The organism is Arcticibacter sp., assembly GCF_053551015.1.
Window position 1 is genome coordinate 337,522 of the sequence record NZ_JBMQOB010000015.1, and the last position, 23,552, is coordinate 361,073.

The 23,552-nt window shown below is 45.1% G+C and carries 17 protein-coding genes; 13 read left to right on the forward strand and 4 right to left on the reverse strand.

The annotated features are described in order from the left end of the window. Nucleotides 1-57 precede the first annotated feature (57 nt). The 7 genes from ACO1NU_RS09770 to ACO1NU_RS09800 all read left to right on the forward strand — a co-directional run bounded on the left by ACO1NU_RS09770 (nt 58) and on the right by ACO1NU_RS09800 (nt 10,549). Entirely contained in the window at nt 58-186 is a 129-nt protein-coding gene (locus tag ACO1NU_RS09770) for a hypothetical protein (RefSeq protein WP_448818283.1), read from the forward strand. 64 nt (nt 187-250) lie between these two features. Then, entirely contained in the window at nt 251-1,231 is a 981-nt protein-coding gene (locus tag ACO1NU_RS09775; protein WP_448818284.1) for a type I phosphomannose isomerase catalytic subunit, read from the forward strand. A 170-nt stretch (nt 1,232-1,401) separates the two neighbouring features. After that, complete coding sequence (locus tag ACO1NU_RS09780) at nt 1,402-6,459, forward strand: translocation/assembly module TamB domain-containing protein (protein ID WP_448818285.1); 5,058 nt, start codon at nt 1,402-1,404, stop codon at nt 6,457-6,459. Next, nucleotides 6,452-8,734: a translocation and assembly module lipoprotein TamL gene (gene tamL / locus ACO1NU_RS09785; protein ID WP_448818286.1), complete on the forward strand. Its 2,283-nt coding sequence runs from the start codon at nt 6,452-6,454 to the stop codon at nt 8,732-8,734. Before ACO1NU_RS09780 ends, tamL begins: the two co-directional genes overlap by 8 nt. Nucleotides 8,735-8,827: 93 nt before the next feature. Beyond that, complete coding sequence (mdh, locus tag ACO1NU_RS09790) at nt 8,828-9,754, forward strand: malate dehydrogenase (protein ID WP_448818287.1); 927 nt, start codon at nt 8,828-8,830, stop codon at nt 9,752-9,754. Further along, nucleotides 9,754-10,179, forward strand: a complete 426-nt coding sequence (locus ACO1NU_RS09795; RefSeq protein ID WP_448818288.1) for an aspartyl protease family protein — start codon at nt 9,754-9,756, stop codon at nt 10,177-10,179. Before mdh ends, ACO1NU_RS09795 begins: the two co-directional genes overlap by 1 nt. Continuing rightward, the gene (locus ACO1NU_RS09800; RefSeq protein ID WP_448818289.1) at nt 10,172-10,549 is read left to right on the forward strand and encodes a group III truncated hemoglobin; all 378 of its coding nucleotides are present in this window, start codon (nt 10,172-10,174) and stop codon (nt 10,547-10,549) included. Before ACO1NU_RS09795 ends, ACO1NU_RS09800 begins: the two co-directional genes overlap by 8 nt. Before the next feature lie 102 nt (nt 10,550-10,651). Here ACO1NU_RS09800 and gyrB read toward each other — a convergent pair whose 3' ends face one another. Continuing rightward, nucleotides 10,652-12,610 carry a DNA topoisomerase (ATP-hydrolyzing) subunit B gene (gyrB, locus tag ACO1NU_RS09805; protein ID WP_448818290.1) on the reverse strand — a complete coding sequence of 653 codons (1,959 nt, stop codon included), beginning with the start codon at nt 12,608-12,610 and terminating at the stop codon, nt 10,652-10,654. 152 nt (nt 12,611-12,762) lie between these two features. Here gyrB and ACO1NU_RS09810 point away from each other — a divergent pair, with 152 nt between their 5' ends. Continuing rightward, nucleotides 12,763-13,362: an OmpH family outer membrane protein gene (locus ACO1NU_RS09810; RefSeq protein WP_448818291.1), complete on the forward strand. Its 600-nt coding sequence runs from the start codon at nt 12,763-12,765 to the stop codon at nt 13,360-13,362. Between the two features lie 99 nt (nt 13,363-13,461). On the opposite strand, the gene ACO1NU_RS09815 is transcribed toward ACO1NU_RS09810, so the two are convergent. Then, nucleotides 13,462-13,863, reverse strand: coding sequence for an RNA-binding S4 domain-containing protein (locus ACO1NU_RS09815; RefSeq protein ID WP_448818315.1), 402 nt, complete (start codon nt 13,861-13,863; stop codon nt 13,462-13,464). A gap of 170 nt (nt 13,864-14,033) precedes the next feature. Here ACO1NU_RS09815 and ACO1NU_RS09820 point away from each other — a divergent pair, with 170 nt between their 5' ends. From ACO1NU_RS09820 to miaA, 5 genes are all read left to right on the forward strand, one after another. Continuing rightward, on the forward strand, nt 14,034-14,852 hold the full coding sequence (locus ACO1NU_RS09820; protein ID WP_448818292.1) for a 2,3,4,5-tetrahydropyridine-2,6-dicarboxylate N-succinyltransferase: 819 nt from the start codon (nt 14,034-14,036) through the stop codon (nt 14,850-14,852). 205 nt (nt 14,853-15,057) lie between these two features. Further along, nucleotides 15,058-15,621, forward strand: coding sequence for an L-threonylcarbamoyladenylate synthase (locus ACO1NU_RS09825; protein WP_448818293.1), 564 nt, complete (start codon nt 15,058-15,060; stop codon nt 15,619-15,621). A gap of 120 nt (nt 15,622-15,741) precedes the next feature. Next, nucleotides 15,742-17,154, forward strand: a complete 1,413-nt coding sequence (locus ACO1NU_RS09830; RefSeq protein WP_448818294.1) for a CCA tRNA nucleotidyltransferase — start codon at nt 15,742-15,744, stop codon at nt 17,152-17,154. A gap of 77 nt (nt 17,155-17,231) precedes the next feature. Further along, on the forward strand, nt 17,232-17,882 hold the full coding sequence (locus ACO1NU_RS09835) for an IS1096 element passenger TnpR family protein (protein WP_448818295.1): 651 nt from the start codon (nt 17,232-17,234) through the stop codon (nt 17,880-17,882). A gap of 18 nt (nt 17,883-17,900) precedes the next feature. Beyond that, complete coding sequence (gene miaA, locus ACO1NU_RS09840) at nt 17,901-18,815, forward strand: tRNA (adenosine(37)-N6)-dimethylallyltransferase MiaA (protein WP_448818296.1); 915 nt, start codon at nt 17,901-17,903, stop codon at nt 18,813-18,815. 36 nt (nt 18,816-18,851) lie between these two features. Here miaA and ACO1NU_RS09845 read toward each other — a convergent pair whose 3' ends face one another. Together ACO1NU_RS09845 and rpoC are read right to left on the reverse strand one after the other, a co-directional pair. Further along, entirely contained in the window at nt 18,852-19,163 is a 312-nt protein-coding gene (locus tag ACO1NU_RS09845; RefSeq protein ID WP_448818297.1) for a DUF3467 domain-containing protein, read from the reverse strand. A 61-nt stretch (nt 19,164-19,224) separates the two neighbouring features. After that, on the reverse strand, nt 19,225-23,511 hold the full coding sequence (gene rpoC / locus ACO1NU_RS09850; protein WP_448818298.1) for a DNA-directed RNA polymerase subunit beta': 4,287 nt from the start codon (nt 23,509-23,511) through the stop codon (nt 19,225-19,227). Between the last annotated feature and the right edge of the window lie 41 nt (nt 23,512-23,552).

The following is a 23,552-nucleotide window of genomic DNA, read 5'->3' on the forward strand; positions in this document are numbered from 1 at the left end:
TTTTTTATATCCTGCAAAGATACGCTATTTATTGCAGATACTGGCAAGCTCTTGAAAATGAGTAATTTTGAAACGCCCGGACACGGTGAGGTGCTCTATAAGTTGCTGAACTTTCTTTACAGAAGTTCACTCTGGCTAAGGCTCCTGGTTGTGAAGAACCTTCTTCAGGGCAATCTGCAAGTCTGAGCTTTCATGAAGAATACTGATTTTTAATTATACTTGTGGCAACAAATCTGAACTGAAACAAGCTATGGCAACTCTATATCCATTTAAATTCAAAACGATATATAAAGACAAGATCTGGGGTGGTGAGAAGATACGCGATATTCTAAAAAAAGACTTTGCTCCTCTGCCCAATTGTGGGGAGACCTGGGAGATATCCGGCGTAAAGAGTGACGTATCGGTAGTGGAAAATGGAGAGCTGGCAGGGCAATCACTTGCAGCACTTCTGGAGAGCTACCAGCAGGAGCTGGTGGGTCAGCGTGTTTATGAAAGATTTGGCAATGAGTTTCCCCTGCTTGTAAAGTTCATTGATGCCAATGATGACCTTTCCATTCAGGTTCATCCTGATGATGAGCTGGCAAGGGAGAGACATAATTCCTTCGGAAAAACCGAGATGTGGTATATCATCCAGGCAGACGAGGGCTCAAGCCTGATCACGGGATTTAACCAGCCATTGAATCGGGATATTTATCTGGAGAAGTTTAACAGCGGTCAGCTGAACGACATTCTGAACAAAGAAGAAGCAAAAGCGGGAGATGTATTCTTCCTGCCTGCGGGACGTGTACATACGATCGGCAAGGGACTGCTTATTGCGGAGATCCAGCAGACATCAGACATCACGTACCGGATCTATGATTTTGACCGCGTAGATGATAAAGGCAATAAAAGAGAACTGCACACTGAAGAAGCCCTGGCTGCAATTGACTACAACTTTCATGAAGAATACAAGTCGCTCTACCAGGAAAAACAGAATGAGGCGGTTGAAGTAGTGAGCTGTCCTTATTTTACTACTCATATTCTGGACTATACAGAAAACGTGACCAGGGACTACTCTATAGACTCCTTTGTTATTCATGTTTGCGTGGCAGGATCTTACACACTTGAATACGCCGGACAGCCGCTTGAGGTAAAGATGGGCGATTCCATACTCATCCCTGCTACGATCAAGGAGGTGACCCTTCAAACGTCTTCAGGATTCAAGATACTGGAGTCATATATCAGCGCATAGCTCTCTTAGAAAATCTCAGAATGACACGATGGAGCACGTGTACTTTCCGTATCTGACATGTACTCCCTGAACACGAGATTTGAGAGGAAAGGATTTTAGCAGATTATCTTTTAAATTTTCAAACATTTAGCCGGTTTTAAAATTATAATACTGAACTAAATTTTGAACACTTGAGAAGAATCGGTACCCTAACCTTAAAAATCTTTCTTTGGATTATTGGGATAATCATCTTCCTGATCTTGCTGTTGTTTGTACTCATCAGGGTACCTTCCGTTCAGAACTTTGCCAAAAACAAAGCGGTGAATTATCTGGAAGGCAAGATTGGCACGAAGGTTGAAATCAACAAAATAAGCCTCAATCTCCCAAAGCTCATCGTACTGGAAGACATCTATTTTGAGGATCAGAAGAAGGACACACTGCTTGCAGGAGATACCCTAAAAGTTGACATCAGTCTTTTAAAACTCCTCGACAACCAACTGGAGATCAATGAAATTGACCTCCGTGGCATCACCGCAAACATCCAGCGTGGCCCCGACAGCCTTTTCAATTTCGATTATATTATTAAAGCATTTGTCAGCGAACAGAAAAAGGAACCTGAGCCTGTCGATACTACATCGACAATGAAGTTTTCGCTTGATAAAATTAACCTTGACAGGATTAAGATCAGCTACCAGGATGCGCCTGCGGCAAGCGATATCCGGTTCTCTATCGGGCACTTCGATACCCGGGTAAAGGAGTTTGACCTGGATAAGATGAAGTTCAGCATACCAAAAATCAAGCTTTCTGCAGTAGATGCGCGAATGGTTCAAAGCAAACCCGCAGTAGAGAGTAAGCCCGAAGCTGTCCATGAAGCTGAAGCCAGCGAGCCGATGAATCTTGACCTGGAGCTGGGCACGCTCGACCTTTCACAGATAAACGTCTATTATCAGAATGACATTTCGGCTATGAAGGCAGACGTGAAGCTGGGTAAACTGAAGGTTGAATCGGATAAGCTCGATTTGCGCAAGCAGCATATCGTACTGGATAAGATCGACCTAAGCAACTCTAATATTCTATTTCAGCTGGGTAAAAGCGAACAGGCGAAGGTTGTAGTAGAAGAAAGCGGAAAGGCAGCTGAGGCGACTGTGAATAACTGGCGGTTTAGTGCAGGCGACCTGATTCTGGCAAATAACAACATACGCTTTGATAATTTTAACATGCCAGTTCAGAGGCGGGGAATGGATTTTGCGCACCTTGACATCAAGGATCTGAATCTGAACGTTGCCGATCTGGCGTATACCATTGATTCTATTTCAGGAAAGGTTAACGAGGGATCTTTCAGTGACAAAAGCGGTTTCAGCCTGAAGAAGTTCGAAACAGAGTTCTTTTACGGCAGCAAGGAAGCTTACCTGAAAGACCTTTTGGTGCAGACCCCGTCGACGACCATCAGTAACAATATACGCGTTACCTATCCTTCTATTGCCAGCATTTCAAGCAACCTCGGAGAGCTCGGCATTGATGCTAATCTGCAGAAGACACGGATTGGCTTTAGGGATATTCTGTTGCTTGCACCCGACATGGCTAAGACGATGCCTTTGAAAGGGTACGAGAATGCCGTGGTGAACATCAATGGCAAGGTTAAAGGAAAGGTGAAGAACCTGGAGATACAAAACCTGGAAATCTCCGGGCTGGGAGGTACCAATTTCAAGGCCTCGGCCAAGACGAGGGGCTTGCCTGATATGAACAGAGCATGGCTTGATATCGATATTGACGAATTCAGAACCCGGAGATCGGACATCCTTGCGCTGATACCGCGGGGAACTATCCCTGCAAACATTCGCATCCCTGAGAATATCCGCCTTAGCGGCAAGTTTAAGGGCGGGATTACTAATTTCAGCACCGATCTTGATCTGGCATCGACGTTTGGAAGCGCTAAGGCGATTGCCAGCTACAATGCCCGTGTTAAAGGCAACGAATCGTACAGGGCGAATGTCCGGATATTCAACTTTGATGTGGGACGGATGATCAGCAATGACAGTCTGGGACGCATTACTCTTGCCGCTAACGTGGTGGGCAATGGTCTTGACCCGAAGACGATGCGTGCGAAGGCCGTCGCCAAACTGGTAAAAGCAGAATTTAACGGATATACTTATCGTAATCTGGCCATTGATGGTAGTGCAAACCGCGGAAACATTCAGGCTAAGGCGAATATGGATGATCAAAACATCAGGTTCGATCTGGCAGCTGCTGCAAATATGTCGAAGCGCTACCCTGCCATCAAAATGGAACTGAATGTAGACAGCATCAATATGCAGAAGCTGCGACTGATGAATGAAGACATGCGCTTCCATGGAAAACTGTCTGCAGACCTGCCTACAGCCGATCCGGACTATCTGAATGGAAGAATCCTACTGACGGAGGCTCTGCTCGCCAGAGGCGGAGAACGCATCCAGATGGACACACTTAGCATTGTTTCTACAGCGAGTGCCGACAGCAACTCCTTGCGGCTACGGTCTGAGATCATGTCTGCAGATATAAGAGGTAAATACAAGCTGACTCAGTTGGGAACAGCGATGCAGGATCTGATCGGAAGGTACTATTCTACAGCTAAGCCAGCGAAGCCCGTCAAATACGACCCTCAGCGTCTGAACTTCAATGCGAAAATTTCAAACGGACCGATTATTCAGCAGTTTGCGCCTGACCTGAAGGAATTGGCTACGATTGTGCTACAGGGTAATTTTGACAGCGACGCACGACAGCTGAATGTGAATGGTTCCATTCCGCGCATTCTTTACGGCACGAACGATCTGAATAACTTCCAGCTGAAGGTGAATACCGCAGACAGCGCGATCAACTACCTGGCTACGCTTGACAAGATCAATACCGGATCTTTTCAGCTGCTAAAGGCCAGTGTGGGTGGGGATGTCAGCAATAATATTATCACCACAGAGATTAAAACCGAGGATCAAAAAGGCAATACTGACTATCGGATTGCCGGTGCGCTGAAAGCGCTGCAGGACGCTTTTCAATTCAGCTTGAACCCGGACGGCTTAGTGCTTAACAAGACAGCCTGGAACGTGAGCCAGGACAATAATATTCAATTTGGCAGCCAGGGCATACAGGCTACTAACTTTGTACTGTCCAATAACAATCAGCAGCTAAGCATCAATACGAGTCCTCCGGGCTTGAACAATCCGCTACTGCTGGACTTCAAGAACTTCCAGATTGAAACACTTACCAACATAGCCAAGCAGGATTCACTGTTAGCGGGAGGCACAATCAATGGAAATGCGACGGTGCGGAACTTTGATACGAGTCCGGTCTTTACATCAGACCTCAACATCAGCGACTTCAGCTTCAGAGGTGACACTGTAGGAAATATCGCATTGAAGGTCAACAACGAACAGGCAAATTCATTTGCTGCAAACGTAGCGATTACCGGCAAAGGCAACCAGGTAGATCTGAACGGCTACTATTATACAAACAACAGCAGTTTTGATCTGGATCTTAACATCGCGAACCTGAATATGAAGAGTATTGAAGGGTTTACCATGGGAAGCGTCAAAGATGCTAAGGGAGCCCTGAAAGGGAAACTCGACATTACGGGAACGACCTCTGCTCCTGCAGTTCGTGGGGACATCAATTTCAATGATGTTGGGTTTAATGTGTCGATGCTGAATTCATACTTCAGAATTGATAATGATGCACGTATCGGCTTTAACGCGGAGGGCATCAGCTTTACCGACTTTGCGCTGATTGACTCGGCTAACAATACGATGGAGCTTGCGGGAATGATCAAAACAAAGACTTATACGGACTTCGGTTTTGACCTGCGTCTGAATGCCGACAACTTTAAGGTGATCAACTCCACTGCGCTAGACAATGATCTGTTTTACGGAAAGCTCTTTATTGACACCCGACTGGGAATCAAGGGAACGATGGACGCGCCGGCTGTGGATGGCTCCCTGAAGATCAATCCGGAAACGGATTTCACGCTGGTACTTCCCGCCACTGACCCTGGAATTGAAGACCGGGAAGGTATTGTGGAGTTCGTGGATAAAGACAATCCGCAACTGGCGAAGGTATTCAAGGACCCCGCTGATACACTCAACACCTCTGCCGTTACGGGTATGGACGTTTCATTAAATATTGAACTTGACAAAGAGGCCCAATTGAATGTACTTGTTGATCCTGCCAACGGCGATATGCTGAAGCTAAAGGGTGCGGCACAGCTAAACGGGGGTATTGATCCGAGCGGAAAGATCAGTCTGACGGGTAACCTGACGGTGGAAGAAGGATCCTATGATCTGAGTCTGAGCTTCCTGAAGCGCCGCTTCGAGATCAAAAAAGGAAGTACGCTGACCTGGAATGGTGAGCCTTTAATGGCAGATGCTGATATTACTGCAATCTACGTTGCGGAGACTGCCCCTCTCGATCTGGTAGAGCAGCAACTGGGAGGAGCACCTCAAACTGAACTGAATACCTACAAGCAGAAACTGCCGTTCAACGTCAACCTGATGCTGAAGGGTGAGCTGATGAAGCCTGTTATTTCCTTCGACATCATTTTACCGGAAGATAATTACAATGTTTCTACCGCGGTTATCGACAATGTAAACGGACGTTTGACTCAGCTACGAAACGAGCCATCGGAACTGAATAAACAGGTATTCGCCGTGCTTCTTCTGAACCGTTTCATCTCCGACAATCCCTTTGCAAGTAGTGCAGGCGGTGGTGGTATCGAGTCTGCGGCCCGTCAGAGTGTAAGCCGACTGCTTTCTGATCAGCTGAATAATCTGGCCGGAGATATGATTGCAGGAGTAGAACTGGAGTTTGATCTTCAGTCCACCGAAGATTATACCACAGGACAAATGGCCAACCGTACGGATCTGAACGTGGGATTATCTAAACGACTGCTGAATGACCGCTTAAAAGTAACAGTAGGCAGCAACTTTGAGCTGGAAGGTCCACGCCAGCAAAACCGTAAAACCAGTAACATCGCCGGCGATATCCAGGCTGAATACCAGCTAAGCAAAAACGGTCGCTATCTGCTCCGGGCCTATCAGAAGAACCAGTATCAGGTGGCACTTCAAGGTCAGGTAGTGGAGACAGGTATCGGGTTTGTGATCACGATGGACTATAACAAGTTCAAACAAATCTTCGGCGTCAAAACAAGAGAAGAGAAGAGAGAGGAGCGCAGACGTAAGCGCGCCCAGAAATCTGCAAAAGAAACAGCTAAAGAGAATGACTAAACAGCATATATATTGTTTTCTGGTAAGTTGCGTAGCACTTGCTGCATGTAATGTGACCAAGCATGTTCCCGAGGGGGATTACCTCTACACCGGAGGAAAGGTAGAGATTAAGGACAAGGACATTAAGAAGAAAGACAAGAAAGTTCTGGAGCCTGATCTTACCAGCCTGTTGCGGCCAAAACCGAACTCTTCTATTCTGGGTTTAAGACCTAAGCTATGGATTTATAACATCACGAAAAATGCAAAGAAAGGGCCGTTGAAGTGGATTAAAAAATATGGCGAGCCACCTGTACTTTTCAGTAGTGTAAAGGTAGATTACAACCGGGATCTGGTTTCGAACAGGCTCGAGAACAAAGGTTTCTTTTTGGCTACAACTACATCCGACACCACCATCCGGCGAAAAAAGGCGTCGCTTACTTATAACGCAGTTGCAGGCCCCCGGTATCTGATCAGAAGTGTCAACTTCACTACCGACAGCTCAGTGCTGGGTAAAGCTGTTCATGCTACGGCAGAAAACAGCTTCCTGAAGGTTGGTGACAGTTACGATCTTGATGTAATTAAGGGAGAACGCGAAAGGATAGACAGCAAACTCAAAGAACAGGGCTTCTATTATTTCAGTCCCGAAAACCTGATCATACAGGTGGACAGCACTTCGGAGCGTCACCGTGTGGATCTGTTCATGAACGTGAAAAACGAGACAACAGACAAGGCGAGGGACGCCTACACGATCAACAATATTTATATCTATCCGAACTTCAAGCTTAGAGACACGATGAAAGGTCGTACGCCTGAAGCTGTTCTGTTCAAAGATTTTTATGTTATTGACCGTTCGAAAATGTTCAAACCACAGGTATTTGAACGGACCATGTTTTTCAACAAGGGGGATATATACAATCGTACAGATCATAACTTATCATTAAGCAGACTTACCAGCCTGGGCACATTTAAGTTTGTAAAAAACCAGTTTCAGGATTCCGATACAGCCGCTGCTGCGTTGGATGCGTATTACTACCTCACACCGATGCCGAAGAAATCTATCCGTGCAGAGGTAACAGGACGCACCAACTCCGCGAACTTCACGGGGTCTGAATTTACGTTGAGCTGGAAGAACAGGAATACCTTTAGAGGAGCTGAACTTCTTACTGTATCAACATACGTAGCCACAGACGTGCAATTTTCAGGAAATAACAGCGGTGAGAACATCTTCAGATATGGAGCTGAAGCTAGCCTGAGTATACCCCGGTTTATCACGCCGTTTAAGCTGAATACATCCAGTGCGTTTATTCCGCGTACCAGAATAACCCTCGGTTTTGACAGGCTTGAACGTCAGAAGAGTTACAAGTTGAATTCCTTCCGCACATCTTTTGGTTATTCCTGGAAGGAAAGTATTGAGAAGGAGCATCAATTGAACATTTTCAACCTGACCTATGTACATGCACCCTACAGATCGGAACAATACGATTCTCTTGCGGCCACCAACTCTACGTATCGAAATGCTGTAGCTGATCAGTTTATCATTGGTCCGACCTACAACTTCAATTTCACGAATACCCACCGGCAAGCGCAGAAGAACACGTTCTACTTTAATGGGAACGTGGATATGTCTGCCAACATCCTGGGACTGATTCAAGGAGCGAAAGAGCTTGAAGAGAAGAAAATCTTCGATACACCATATTCTCAGTACATCAAGGGAGAGGCTGATTTAAGACATTATTATAAAATCGGCTTAAACTCTCAATGGGCTACCCGGCTGATCCTGGGTTACGGTTACGCTTATGGAAATTCAAGAGCATTGCCATTCGTTAAGCAATTTTTTATTGGAGGTACCAACAGCTTAAGGGCATTCAGAGCTCGTTCTCTCGGACCGGGCACTTACCGCGATGCGACGATTGATACAGAGGACGAAAGATTATCGGCCGACCAGTCGGGGGACATCAAGCTTGAGTTCAACACCGAGTTCAGGCCTAAATTGTTCAGCATCGTAAGAGGGGCTCTCTTTCTCGATGCCGGAAATATATGGCTGTTAAACAATGATACTCAGCGCCCGGGAGCAAAGTTCTCCAAAGATTTCATGAAGGAGCTGGCGGTAGGCACAGGAGCAGGTGTCCGTATTGACGCGTCTATTTTGGTTCTCCGTCTGGATCTGGCCTTCCCTATCCGCAAGCCCTGGTTGCCAGAAGGTGAGCGTTGGGTCTTTGATAGCATAGACTTTGGCAGCAAGGCGTGGAGGAAAGATAACCTGGTATTTAACCTTGCTATTGGCTATCCATTCTAAGATCTTAAGGCAGTTTAAGAAGATTTCTATCCGATAGCTTATCAGATTTAGTTAAATTGCCGAACTTTTATAGAACACTTAAAAACGTAAAGCATGAAAGTTACAGTAGTTGGAGCAGGAGCCGTTGGAGCAACCTGTACTGATAATATCGCCAGAAAAGAGCTTGCAGAGGAGCTTGTTCTCCTTGATATCAAAGAAGGATTTGCCGAAGGCAAATCAATCGATATGATGCAAACCTCTGCCCTTCTCGGCTTTGATACAAAGATCAAAGGTTGCACGAACGACTACGCAAGCACTGCTGACTCAAACGTGGTAGTTATCACGTCAGGTCTTCCGCGCAAACCGGGAATGACCAGGGAAGAGCTTATCGGCACTAACGCAGACATTGTTAAGGGCGTTACAGAAAACATCCTGAAGTACTCTCCAAACGCCGTGATCGTAGTTGTATCCAACCCGATGGATACGATGACATACCTCACGCTGAAAACGTCTGGAATAGCTAAAAACAAGATTATCGGAATGGGTGGAGCCTTAGACTCCGCACGTTTTAAATACTACCTGAGTCAGGAACTTGGTTGTTCACCTGCTGATCTGAATGCAATGGTGATTGGAGGGCATGGTGATACCACGATGATCCCACTGATCAAACATGCTACATGGAATAGCATACCGGTTACACAGTTTCTAAGTGAAGAGCAGCAGGAAAAGATTGTTTCTGCGACTATGGTAGGTGGAGCTACTCTGACCAAACTCATAGGAACCTCTGCGTGGTACGCACCTGGTGCGGGAACCGCAGCGATTGTGGAGAGTGTACTCAGAGACGAAAAGAAACTGCTTCCATGCAGCGTTGCACTCGAAGGTGAATACGAGCAATCGGATATCGCTATTGGTGTGCCAGTTATTATCGGCAAAAACGGATGGGAACAGATCGTTGAGTTGAACCTGAGTGCCGACGAAAAGGCTGCTTTCGAGAAGAGCGCTGAAGCCGTCAGAAGCATGAACAGTGTCCTGAGCTTTTAATGATAGACGTAAATATTGAAATTTTAAATCTGAATGATGACGGCTTCCACCCTCTGGTGGAAGTCGTTTTGTTTAATCAGACGTTTAAAGCAGTGATTGATACAGGTGCTTCAAGAACGGTACTTGACAAATCAACTGTAGAAACCTATGTTGATGAGACCACTCTTCTGATGAGCGACAAGCTATCTACAGGCTTAGGTACCAACTCGATGGAGAGCTACACATTGTCTCTTGAACAGCTTCATATCGGAGACTTGCTCATTCCTGATATTGAAGTGGCGGTTCTCGATCTCTCAACCATTAACATTGCGTACGAAACATTATCGGTTACCCCTGTTATCGGTGTTATAGGCGGAGATATCCTGGTCAAATACAATGCGATCATCAATTATCCGTTAAGAAAGATATCGTTCAGTCATGAATAAAGACCTGGAAAGCAGAGAGGACATCGAGCTTCTAGTAAATTCGTTTTACAACAAGGTACAGGAAGATGAACTTATCGGCTATATTTTCACCGATGTGGCCCGCGTAAACTGGGATCATCACCTCCCTAAGATGTACGATTTCTGGGAGACTATTCTCTTTGGAAAGAAGGGATTCAAAGGCAATCCCATGGAAGTTCACTTCAAACTCGATAAGATACACCCCCTGGAGCAAAAGCACTTTGACCGATGGAAGGAGATCTTTTATGAAGTTGTTGATCAACACTTCAGCGGAGAGATGGCCTTACTGGCGAAACAGAAAGCCTCGTCTATTGCTGACCTGATGCTTTACAAAATAACGGGGCCGTTCTGAGCACTTAAAAAGCGGCTGCATGAGATATAGAAGAGCACTCTTCTATAAAAAGAAAGGCTGGATCGTTGGGGATCCAGCCTTTCTTTTTAAAATCTGTTTGTACTATGCATCAATCTTTGCATAACGGGCATTTTTCTCAATGAAATCACGACGAGGTGCTACCTCATCACCCATTAACATCGAGAAGATATGATCACACTCCGCAGCGTTCTCTATCGTTGCACGTCTTAAAGTACGTGTTTCAGGGTTCATGGTAGTATCCCACAGCTGTTCTGCGTTCATCTCACCAAGACCTTTATATCGTTGAACATGAACATTCTCTTCTTTTCCTGCGCCTTTCAGACGTTGTATAGCCGCATCACGTTCTGTGTCGTCCCAGGCATATGCCTGCTCTTTTCCTTTCTTTACGAGGTAAAGCGGAGGTGAGGCAACGTATATATATCCGAACTCGATCAGCTCCTTCATATAGCGGAAGAAGAAAGTAAGAATCAGCGTGGTGATGTGCGAACCATCCACGTCCGCATCCGTCATGATGATGACCTTATGATATCTCAGTTTCTCCATGTTTAATGCCTTCGCATCTTCGGCTGTTCCGATACTAACACCCAGGGCCGTGAAGATATTTTTTATTTCTTCATTCTCGTAGATCTTATGCTCCATGGCTTTTTCCACGTTCAGAATCTTACCTCTCAACGGCAGAATAGCCTGGTAATACCGGTTACGACCTTGCTTCGCTGTACCACCCGCAGAGTCTCCCTCCACCAGGTATAGCTCACACTTTTCAGGATCTTTGTCAGAGCAGTCAGCCAGTTTACCAGGAAGGCCGGATCCACCCATTACGGTTTTACGCTGAACCATTTCCCTGGCTTTTCGTGCCGCTGCACGTGCAGTTGCTGCCAGAATAACTTTGCCGACGATCAGCTTGGCTTCTTTAGGATTTTCCTCCAGGTAATTGCCGAGAATTTCACCAACAGCAATATCGACAGCACCCATTACCTCATTGTTTCCCAACTTGGTTTTCGTCTGTCCTTCAAACTGCGGTTCCTGCACTTTAACGGAAACAACAGCTGTAAGTCCCTCACGGAAGTCATCCCCATTGATGTCTACCTTAACGTTCTTCAGCAAACCTGATTTCTCCGCATATGATTTTAAGGTCCGGGTTAATCCTCTTCTAAAACCGGCGACGTGCGTTCCTCCCTCAATAGTGTTGATGTTATTCACATACGAGTGGACGTTTTCAGTATAGGTCTCATTATATTGAAGGGCTAGTTCCACCGGGATACCTTGTTTCACGCCTTCAACATAGATAGGCTCAGGTATCAGAGGTGTACGTGTTCCATCAAGAAACTTAACGAACTCTCTTAAGCCTCCTTCAGAATGGAACTCCTCGCTCATGAATGAGCCATCGTCATTTTTTTCACGCTCGTCGGTGAGTGATAAACGGATTCCCTTATTCAGGTAAGCAAGCTCCCTTAAACGTGCAGCCAGGGTCTCAAACTTATATTCCGTGGTCATCGTGAATATGCTTGAATCCGGGCTAAAGGTAATTGTAGTACCTGTTGTGTCTGATTCTCCGACTACTTTTACGTCATATAAGGGCTTTCCGCAGCTGTACTCTTGTTTAAATACTTTTCCTTCACGACGGATAGTAGCAACGAGTAATGTAGACAACGCATTCACGCAGGATACGCCGACACCGTGCAATCCTCCGGAAACTTTATATGTATCCTTATCGAACTTACCTCCCGCATGCAGGACGGTCATTACGACCTCTAAAGCTGACTTTTTCTCCTTAGCCATCATTCCGGTTGGAATACCACGGCCATTGTCTTCTACTGAAATGGAATTATCAGGGTGAATTGTCACCTTGATATCTGTACAATACCCTGCTAGAGCTTCGTCAATAGAGTTATCAACAACTTCATATACAAGGTGATGCAATCCCTTTATACCAACATCCCCAATATACATCGCGGGGCGCTTACGCACTGCCTCCAAGCCTTCTAAAACCTGAATATTATCCGCTGAATAATTAGTTTTGTTTTCCTTTTCTTCGCTCATATTTTATCTTAAAACAATAGCTCAAATTTAGCCATTTTAGGCGGAATAACAGCATTTTAAGGGAATAAAGCGCCACCCCTAAACCGATTTCTAGTTCTTAGGATTGTATAGATCATTCGAAAGGTTATATTTGCGTGAAATTTAATTAAAAAATGACAATATCATTCGGAACATTCTCTAAACTAACAGCGGGACTAATGATTGCTGCAGTAGTTGCTTCATGTGGCAATAAAGAGCAAGTGAAGACAAGTGCGCCGGCAACAACGGCCTCTGCTACAAAAGCCGCAGAACCGATAGTATTTGTTAACTCAGATTCACTCGTTAACAACTACAACTATTTCAAAGATATCAAGGACAGACTACAAGCAAAATCTAAGAAAGCGCAGCAAGATTTAAGCTCAAAGGGTACAGCATTTCAGCGTGAGGTAGCAGAATACCAGCAGAAAGCTCAGGCAATGAGCGCTGACGAGAGAGCTTCTACAGAACAACGTCTTGCCCGCAAACAGCAGGAACTTGAAGCCTTCAACCAGAATGCAAGTTCTGCCCTGGCAAACGAATCTGCGGGTGAAAACGAAAAGCTGTATGATAAAGTTGCCGAGTATCTGAAAGCTTATGCTAAAGAAAAAGGTTACAAAATGGTTCTTACTTACTCAAAAAGCAATCCTTCATTACTATTTGCAGACGAAAGCCTGGATGTGACTACAGAAGTAGTTAAAGGCTTGAATGACAAATACGCAAAAGATAAGAAATAAGCGTTTGTTCTTTCTAAATAAAAAAAGGCTGCAATCTGATTGCAGCCTTTTTTTTATTTCATAACCATACGCCCGATAGACTCGAGCAGAGCCCGTCTATCAAGATTCGCCTTCCTCTTCATCACTCAGGAGATCATCGATCTCCCGTCGGTCTTTTTTCGTCGGTCTTCCTGTCCCTCTGTCTCTCTTTAGAGCCGGTGCATGGAACATCGATTTAAAACCATGTGTTTCCTGTTCAGGAGTGATATCATCGTAGAAGCCGACCACCGTCTTTGCATCAGCCCGATTATAAAGCAAGCCAGTCACCTTAATCTGCTTGCGTTCAATCCCTTTTGACACATGGTACACCTCCCCTATCTTCACTTCATAGGATGGTTTTATGTTCTGCCCGTTCAACTTCACCCGGCCCGCTTTACACGCTTCTGTCGCAAGTGTACGGGTTTTGAATATCCGGATTGACCACAGGTATTTATCGATACGAAGTCTTTCTTTTTCAGCCATTCCTGCTCCTCTATGTTTTTCTGCGCGTGCTGACATATTTTTGCCCCTGACGAAGCAGGACCCTGAGATAGCAATGTTTCGACGACCTTTACTACCGCAGCGTCCTATTAATGACACCACACCTAACAAAAGTCCTTAAAAAACCTTTATTTTGCTAAAAATATATTGAAATGATTGCTAAACTACAAAAACACGTCGAAGACGCCTGGGAAGATAGAACACTCCTCACTTTCAGCGAATATGCAACATCTATTGAACGCGTTGTTGACATGCTCGATAAAGGAGAACTCAGAGTGGCCGAGCCCGTTGCTGGAGGGTGGCACGTAAACGAATGGATCAAGAAAGCAGTTATCCTGTACTTCCCTATCCGCCAGATGGAAGAGATTGAAGTAGGCCCGTTTGTTTTTCATGATAAAATGAAACTGAAGACCAACTTCAAGGAACTTGGAGTTCGCGTTGTACCTCACGGTATTGCTCGTTACGGCGCATATCTTGCAAAAGGCGTGATTATGATGCCTTCTTATGTCAATATCGGTGCTTTCGTTGACGAAGGTACTATGGTCGACACTTGGGCGACTGTAGGATCCTGCGCTCAGATTGGCAAAAACGTTCACTTGAGCGGTGGTGTCGGTATCGGCGGCGTATTGGAACCTGTACAAGCAGCACCGGTTATCATCGAAGACAACTGCTTTATCGGTTCACGTGCAATCGTCGTTGAAGGTGTACGTGTAGGCAAAGAAGCGGTGCTTGGTGCAAACGTCGTATTAACTGCCTCTACAAAAATCATAGACGTAAGCGGCCCGGAGCCTGTGGAGTACAAAATGGTTGTGCCTGAGCGCTCTGTCGTCATCCCGGGATCATACACTAAAAAGTTCCCTGCCGGCGAATTCCAGGTACCTTGTGCACTAATCATAGGTAAGCGTAAAGAATCAACAGATAAGAAGACATCATTGAATGATGCTCTTCGCGAACATAACGTAGCTGTTTAATTATACAGCTATCACTGCGTAATTCATTAGCGACTCTCAAGTCTGCCGGGAATTACGCAGTTTTCATAAGCTCCTGCTTGTGCAGGAGATCTTCTTACAATAGAAACATACCCGAATATTTTGTTTGGTTGATAGCTCTTCATAACTTCCCGTGATGCAGATAGCCAAACGAAATTACCATGGTCTTACTTAAATATCACTTGGCATGCATGCAGAAATAACAAAAGCGCTGGAAGTTTTGAAGTCAGGCGGAATCATCCTCTATCCTACCGACACCATATGGGGTATTGGTTGTGATGCAACGAACCCGGATGCTGTTGAACGTATCTTTAAGTTGAAAGGAAGGGATGCCGGGAAGAGTCTTATTGTTCTCCTGGATAGCGATAATAAACTGCAATCATACGTAAATGACGTTCCTGAGATCGCCTACTCATTAATTGAGTACGCGGAAAATCCTCTTACCATCATTTATTCCAATGCAAAAAACTTGGCTCACAATGTCGTACATCAGGACGGCAGCATTGGTATAAGGATTCCAAACCATAATTTTTGCCAGCAGCTGATTCAAAGATTCAGGAAGCCGATTGTATCGACATCTGCCAATTTGAGTGGAGAGCCCTCTCCGGCGAATTTCTCAGAGGTGTCTGAGGCGGTGATCAATGGTGTAGACTATGTGGTGAATCTTGAACAGGAAGATATGAGCGTCAAAAAATCTTCGACGATCATGAAACTGGAGTCTGATGGTCGCTTCTCCTTTATCAGAAGGTAATCTTTCCAGCACGATAACGGCGAAATGTAAATTATACAATCCGAAATAATCAAATTAAACTATTTTTGCAATCCCTGTAAGTTCCCCTTTTCACGAAAGAGGTAAGGCTAACGTGTTTTTATGATACAACACCTGAACAATCCCCTATTTAAAAAACTTAGTCGGCTTGCCGACGAATGTGAGATGGATACTTACGTTATAGGTGGTTTTGTACGGGACATTTTCCTTAAACGCCCATCCAAGGATATCGACATACTGGTAATTGGAAACGGAATCCAGTTTGCAGAAAAGGCTGCCGATAAATTGAAAACAAACGTGTCTGTTTTTAAGAGCTTCGGCACTGCCATGCTTCGCTATAAAGATCTTGAGGTGGAGTTTGTTGGAGCACGGAAAGAGTCGTACCGCTCTGACTCAAGAAAGCCTATTGTTGAAAATGGCACCCTCGAAGATGACCAGCAACGTAGGGACTTTACCATCAACGCCATGGCCATATCCCTGAATACGGTAAGCTACGGCGAATTGGTAGATCCTTTTAACGGTATTACTGATTTGAATGACCGCATTATTCGTACGCCGCTGGACCCACTTGAAACGTTTTCTGATGACCCTCTTAGGATGATGCGGGCAATCCGCTTTGCCTCTCAACTTGGTTTTACGATCGAGGAGCGGGCTATAGAAGCGATCAAAAGCTCGAAGGAAAGGATCAGCATCGTTTCGAAGGAACGGATTACAGACGAACTGAATAAGATTATACTTTCCCCTAAACCCTCTGTTGGTTTTAACTACCTTTTTGACACAGGGCTGCTGCACCTTATCTTCCCTCAAATGACGGAGCTATACGGTGTGGAATATATCAATGGAAAGGGACACAAAGATAATTTCTATCACACGCTGGAAGTACTCGACAATATTTGCGAAACCAGTGACGATCTATGGCTGCGTTGGGCAGCAATATTACATGATATTGCCAAGCCTGCAACAAAAAGGTTTGATCCAAGTCACGGCTGGACATTTCACGGTCACGAAGATCGTGGTGCCCGAATGGTCCCGAAGATCTTTGCCCAGCATAAGCTTCCTCTCAACGAGAAAATGAAGTTCGTGCAAAAACTCGTTCAACTTCATCTTCGACCTATTGTCATCGCTCAGGATATAGTGACCGATTCTGCGGTAAGACGCCTGTTATTTGATGCCGGCGAAGACATTGAAGCACTTATGCTCCTATGCCATGCTGACGTTACTACCAAAAACGAGTATAAAAAGAAGAAATACCGAGCCAACTTCGAGCTGGTAAAGCAAAAGCTTAAAGACGTCGAAGAACGTGATCAAATCCGGAACTGGCAACCTCCCGTTTCAGGATTGGACATTATGGAAACATTCGGAATCAAGGCTGGTCGCGAGGTAGGAATCATCAAAAATCAGATACGTGAGGCCATATTGGAGGGCGAAATTAAAAACTCACGGGAGGACGGTCTCGCTTACATGATCGCGCGGGGAAAGGAACTGGGACTTCATCCAGTCAAAAATTGTATTTAAAATAACTTGAAACATAATGAAGTAGGTGGCGTTAATGATACGCCAATTTCTATTTCGCATAAAAACATAAATTTATCATGGCTATTTACAGATTCAGGGTAACTTTTGAAGATTACGATGATGTTATCCGAGAGATTGATATTAAATCAACTCAAACATTTCAGGACCTGCATCTCGCTATTCACAAGAGTACCGGTTACAAACCAGATACGTCGTCTTCCTTCTATGTCTGTAACGACTATTGGATTAAAAGTGACGAGATAGCATATCTACCAAGCCAAAGAAAAATAGAGAGAGGCGTTGCACTCATGGAGAATACGAAGCTGAGCCGCTTCATTGACGACCCTCATCAGAAATTCTATTATACTTATAACTTCGATCGTCCTTACGACTTCCACGTTGAACTGGTAAAGATTCTGGACGAAGATGCAGGAAAGCAATATCCACACCTGACACGCAGCGTTGGTGAGGCTCCAAAGATGCCAGGATCGATTCCCGTACCCCCTGTCGCTACAGACGATGAAGAAGACTTTGACTTCCTCAACGAAACAGAGTACGGTATTAATGAGGAAGAGACTGAAGATATGGATACTGTTGACTCTGTTGACGAACTGGGTGGAACTACTGGTGCCGAAGAAGAAGAAAAAGATGAATTCATGGACGAATTCTCAGATAACGACGGTTATGATTCCGATGATTACGACTCCGCTAACAAGGACGACTACTAGTCGGCCTCTATCCCAGATATGAATTCAAATACGCTGATCGTCGTTGCCGGCCCTACAGCTATTGGCAAGACAGACCTTGCCATCAAGATTGCCTTGAATTACCGTACAGAGGTTGTATCGGCCGATTCAAGGCAATTTTATAAAGAAATGAGTATTGGTACCGCCAAACCAAATGAGGCGGAAACAGCGGCTGTAAAGCACCATTTCGTCGATTCTATTTCAATAGACCAAACCTATTCCGCAGGTAAATTCGAAACCGAGGCACTTTCCACGCTTGAGAATATCTTTCAGAAGCAACCTATTGCTGTGCTCGTTGGAGGTTCAGGCCTTTTCGTTAAGGCCGTTACGGAAGGCTTCGATGAGTTCCCCGATGTAGATCCTGTTATCCGGGAAACACTTAATCGAAAACTTACAGAAGAAGGAATTGCAGTTCTTCAGTCTCAACTGAAGTCTGTTGATCCAGCTTATGCCTCAGAAGTAGATCTGGATAATCCACAACGCATTATCCGCGCGCTAGAGGTATGCCTTTCGACAGGACAACCCTATTCTTCGTTTCGGGCTAAGAATGCCCGGAACAAGAGACACTTCAGCCCTATAAAGATCGGTCTGAACATGGAGCGACCTCAACTTTATGATCGTATCAACAGACGGGTAGACTTGATGATGGAACAGGGGCTCCTTCAGGAGGTTGAGCGTCTTCTCCCCTATCGGAACCTTAACGCGTTGAATACAGTCGGATATACCGAAATATTCGACCATTTGGACGGTAAGATCACTCTTGATGAAGCAGTGGAGCGTATAAAACAAAACACGCGGAGGTTTGCCAAAAGGCAACTCACATGGTTTCGTAAAGACTCCGAAATCACGTGGTTCCATCCGGACGATTATCCGTCCATTATCTCCTTCATTGACGCCAGGTTAAAGGCCGCCTGATCAAAGCAGAACGATCGCTCTAAATTAACCTCCAGATTATGCCTGCGCGGTCGGACCTCCAAAGGTTAACGGAAGCGCAGCCTCTTCCTGAATTTTGATCCTGCCATGCTGTTCCTCAAACTTCTCCACATTGTCTGCAAGCGCACCTAACAAGCGCTTTGCGTGCTCGGGAGTAAGGATGATTCTGGATTTCACTCTCGCCTTAGGTACACCTGGCATCACCCGGATAAAGTCGAGTACAAACTCTGAGCTTGAATGTGTGATGATCGCCAGATTCGAATATATCCCTTCGGCTATCTCTTCAGACAGTTCAATATTCAATTCGTTATTTCTGTTCTGTTCTTCCATAGTGTAAAAATAAAAAAGTCCCCCTAAAATAGGGGGACTCGCTAATATTATTTGATTGTGATTATGCTTCTGATTCTTCAAGCTTAGAGGCCATCAGCTTATCGTATTCTTCCTGAGAACCAACGATAATACGCTCATAGCTACGTAAACCTGTACCAGACGGGATCAAGTGACCTACGATAACGTTCTCTTTCAGACCCAACAGGTTATCACGTTTGCCACTGATAGCTGCCTCGTTCAACACCTTAGTAGTTTCCTGGAAGGAAGCTGCAGAGATGAACGATTTAGTACCCAATGACGCACGGGTAATACCCTGAAGAACCGGACTTGATGTAGCTGCTATAGCATCACGAGCTTCTACCAACTTCATGTCCTTACGTTTTAGGACAGAGTTCTCGTCTCTCAGCTTGCGTACAGAGATGATCTGTCCAGCTTTAAGATTAGAAGAATCACCCGGATCCGTAACAACTTTCTTGTCATAGATCTCATCATTTTCCAACATGAAGTCCCAACGGTCCACCGCATCCCTCTCAAGGAAACGAGTATCTCCCGGATCTTCAATCTGCACTTTCTGCATCATCTGGTGAACGATAACCTCGAAGTGTTTATCATTGATCTTCACACCCTGCAGACGATAAACTTCCTGAATACCGTTAACCAGGTATTCCTGAACAGCCGCAGGACCTTTGATCGATAAGATATCCGCAGGAGAGATCGAACCATCAGAAAGAGGCATACCTGCTTTCACGAAGTCATTATCCTGTACAAGGATGTGCTTAGACAATGGAACAAGATACTTCTTCAACTGACCGTCTTTCGACTCAATCGAGATCTCTCTGTTACCACGCTTCACACCTCCTAAGGTTACCACACCATCGATCTCGGTTACTACCGCCGGATTTGATGGGTTACGCGCTTCGAAAAGTTCAGTTACACGTGGAAGACCACCCGTAATATCCCTTGTTTTTCCAGTTGAACGAGGAATCTTCGCGATAACCTCACCCATCTTAATCTTAGCACCCTCGTCTACCGAAATGTGAGCACCTACCGGGATGTTATAACCCTTCACGATCTGACCCTGACCATCGGCAATTTGAATAACCGGGTTCTTGGTCTTATCACGGGTATCGATAATTACTTTTTCTCTGTGACCAGTCTGCTCATCAGACTCTTCACGGAACGTAACACCTTCAATCACCGCTTCGAAAGCTACCCTACCTGTGTATTCAGATATGATCACCGCGTTATATGGATCCCAGCTACAAATCTTGTCGCCTTTCACCAATTTCTGTCCTTCTTTCACATACAAGTAAGCTCCGTAAGGGATATTACTTGACATGATCATCCGACCCGTTACCGGCTCAATGATACGGAACTCACCAGAACGGCCAAGAACAACCTCAACCGGACCTTCTTCTGTTTCGTAAGGAACAGTTCTGATATTTTCAAATTCGATAACACCTTCAAACTTCGCCACGATCTGAGACTCTGCCGCGATATTCGATGCAGTACCCCCAACGTGGAACGTACGAAGTGTCAGCTGTGTACCCGGCTCACCGATGGACTGTGCAGCAATTACACCGACAGCTTCACCTGCCTGTACCCGCTTACCAGAAGCCAGGTTTCGGCCGTAGCAAAGAGCACAAACCCCTCTCTTGCTTTCGCAAGTCAGTACAGAGCGGATTTCGATGCCTTCAAGTGCAGAAGATTCGATTGTTTCAGCAACCTCCTCTGTGATGTCCTGATTTGCAGAGACCAGAAGCTGGCCACTGATCGGATCAAATACATCGTGCAATGAAGTTCTACCCAGGATTCTGTCGTATAATGGTTCAACCACATCTTCGTTATCCTTCAGAGCGGTTGTATAAATACCTCTTAACGTACCACAATCTGTTTCACCCACGATCATATCCTGTGCAACGTCATGTAAACGACGAGTCAGGTAACCCGCATCCGCCGTTTTAAGCGCCGTATCCGCAAGACCCTTACGGGCACCGTGTGTAGAGATGAAGTACTCGAGTACCGACAGACCCTCTTTAAAGTTAGAAAGAATCGGGTTTTCAATAATTTCACCACCTGAACCTGATTTCTGAGGCTTAGCCATCAGACCACGCATACCTGCAAGCTGACGGATCTGCTCCTTAGAACCACGGGCTCCGGAATCAAGCATCATATACACCGAGTTGAAGCCCTGATTATCGTTGGATAGAATATCCATTACATTCGCAGTTAAGCGATTGTTGATACGGGTCCAGATATCGATGATCTGATTGTAACGCTCGTTGTTCGTAATGAAACCCATGTTATAGTTATTCATTACTTCCTCAACCTCCTTGGTAGCCTGTGCAATCAGGGTAACTTTAGCCTCTGGAATGTTAATATCCTCAAGGTTAAAGGAAAGTCCACCGCGGAACGCCATCTGGAATCCTAATTCCTTAATATCATCAAGGAACTGAGCAGCACGCGCCATACCGGTAACTTTCACCACTTCTCCAATAATGTCACGAAGTGACTTCTTGGTCAGTAACTGGTTGATAAATCCTACTTCCTCCGGAACCATCTGATTAAACAGAACACGTCCTACAGTCGTATCGATGATCTTGCTAACAATAGAACCATCTTTCTCCTTCGCCTTGGCCTTTATTTTGATAAACGCGTGAAGATCGATCTTCTTCTCATTATAAGCGATGATCACCTCTTCAGCAGAATAGAAAGTTTGTCCTTGTCCCTTAACCACTCTATCATCGTCAGTCTTACGGCCTTTAGTAATGTAATAAAGACCCAAAACCATATCCTGAGAAGGAACCGTAATAGGCGTACCGTTCGCAGGGTTCAAGATATTGTGAGAAGCAAGCATTAAAATCTGCGCCTCTAGAATCGCAGCATGACCTAGCGGAAGGTGAACAGCCATCTGGTCACCGTCAAAATCCGCGTTGAACGCTGTACATACAAGAGGGTGCAACTGGATCGCCTTACCTTCAATCAGCTTAGGCTGGAAAGACTGGATACCCAATCTGTGGAGTGTAGGAGCACGGTTAAGCAACACAGGGTGTCCTTTTAACACATTTTCCAAAATATCCCACACGATTGGATCCTTGCGGTCAACGATCTTCTTGGCAGACTTCACGGTCTTCACAACACCTCTTTCGATCATCTTGCGGATGATAAATGGTTTGAAGAGTTCGGCTGCCATATCCTTTGGTAAACCACATTCGTGTAATTTCAGGCTAGGCCCTACAACAATTACCGAACGAGCAGAGTAATCCACACGTTTACCCAATAAGTTCTGACGGAAACGTCCTTGTTTACCTTTCAGGATATCTGAAAGAGATTTTAGGGCACGGTTACCTTCAGTTTTAACCGCATTTACCTTACGTGAGTTATCAAATAACGAGTCAACAGCTTCCTGTAACATACGCTTTTCGTTACGTAAGATTACTTCCGGTGCCTTGATCTCGATTAATCTCTTCAGACGGTTGTTACGGATAATAACACGACGGTACAGATCATTTAAATCTGATGTCGCAAAACGTCCACCTTCAAGAGGCACCAACGGGCGGAGCTCAGGAGGAATAACAGGAACGATCTTAACGATCATCCACTCCGGACGGTTTTCAATATTTTTACGTGCACCACGGAAAGACTCTACAACATGAAGACGCTTTAAAGCTTCATTCTTACGTTGTTGAGAAGTTTCGTTGGCAGCCTGGTGACGCAGGTCGTATGATTGCTGATCAAGATCCAGACGCTTAAGAAGTTCCTCAAGAGCTTCAGCACCCATTTTGGCAACAAATTTCTGAGGATCTTTGTCGTCAAGGTACTGGTTCTCCTTAGGAAGGGTATCCAGGATGTCCAGATATTCTTCTTCAGTCAGAAAATCCATTTTGTTGATACCATCAGCCTCTTTAACACCGGGCTGGATAACAACATAACGCTCGTAGTAAATAATCAGATCCAGTTTCTTGGTAGGAAGACCTAACAAGTAACCGATTTTATTAGGTAAAGAACGGAAGTACCAGATATGTGCAACAGGCACAACCAGGTTGATGTGGCCCATACGCTCGCGACGTACCTTCTTCTCTGTTACCTCAACACCGCAACGGTCGCAAACAATACCTTTATAACGAATACGCTTGTATTTACCGCAATGACATTCGTAATCCTTTACCGGACCGAATATACGCTCACAAAATAAACCGTCACGCTCCGGTTTGTAGGTACGATAGTTAATCGTCTCAGGTTTTAAAACTTCACCGCTTGAACGCTCCAGAATTGATTCCGGAGACGCCAGACTGATCGTAATCGAGGTGAAATTGCTTTTTATTTTATTATCCTTTTTATAAGACATAGCTTTTATTAAAGTTAAAAGTGTAAAGTATAAAGCCGGAA

Bases quoted from the DNA above. Each gene is read 5' to 3' on its own strand.
- tamL (WP_448818286.1), top strand. From the start codon at position 6,452: ATGACTAAACAGCATATATATTGTTTTCTGGTAAGTTGCGTAGCACTT.
- miaA (WP_448818296.1), top strand. From the start codon at position 17,901: ATGAATTCAAATACGCTGATCGTCGTTGCCGGCCCTACAGCTATTGGC.
- ACO1NU_RS09830 (WP_448818294.1), top strand. From the start codon at position 15,742: ATGATACAACACCTGAACAATCCCCTATTTAAAAAACTTAGTCGGCTT.
- ACO1NU_RS09835 (WP_448818295.1), top strand. From the start codon at position 17,232: ATGGCTATTTACAGATTCAGGGTAACTTTTGAAGATTACGATGATGTT.
- ACO1NU_RS09795 (WP_448818288.1), top strand. From the start codon at position 9,754: ATGATAGACGTAAATATTGAAATTTTAAATCTGAATGATGACGGCTTC.
- ACO1NU_RS09810 (WP_448818291.1), top strand. From the start codon at position 12,763: ATGACAATATCATTCGGAACATTCTCTAAACTAACAGCGGGACTAATG.
- ACO1NU_RS09800 (WP_448818289.1), top strand. From the start codon at position 10,172: ATGAATAAAGACCTGGAAAGCAGAGAGGACATCGAGCTTCTAGTAAAT.
- ACO1NU_RS09820 (WP_448818292.1), top strand. From the start codon at position 14,034: ATGATTGCTAAACTACAAAAACACGTCGAAGACGCCTGGGAAGATAGA.
- gyrB (WP_448818290.1), bottom strand. From the start codon at position 12,610: ATGAGCGAAGAAAAGGAAAACAAAACTAATTATTCAGCGGATAATATT.
- ACO1NU_RS09775 (WP_448818284.1), top strand. From the start codon at position 251: ATGGCAACTCTATATCCATTTAAATTCAAAACGATATATAAAGACAAG.
- ACO1NU_RS09845 (WP_448818297.1), bottom strand. From the start codon at position 19,163: ATGGAAGAACAGAACAGAAATAACGAATTGAATATTGAACTGTCTGAA.
- ACO1NU_RS09815 (WP_448818315.1), bottom strand. From the start codon at position 13,863: ATGGCTGAAAAAGAAAGACTTCGTATCGATAAATACCTGTGGTCAATC.
- rpoC (WP_448818298.1), bottom strand. From the start codon at position 23,511: ATGTCTTATAAAAAGGATAATAAAATAAAAAGCAATTTCACCTCGATT.
- ACO1NU_RS09825 (WP_448818293.1), top strand. From the start codon at position 15,058: ATGCATGCAGAAATAACAAAAGCGCTGGAAGTTTTGAAGTCAGGCGGA.
- ACO1NU_RS09770 (WP_448818283.1), top strand. From the start codon at position 58: ATGAGTAATTTTGAAACGCCCGGACACGGTGAGGTGCTCTATAAGTTG.
- mdh (WP_448818287.1), top strand. From the start codon at position 8,828: ATGAAAGTTACAGTAGTTGGAGCAGGAGCCGTTGGAGCAACCTGTACT.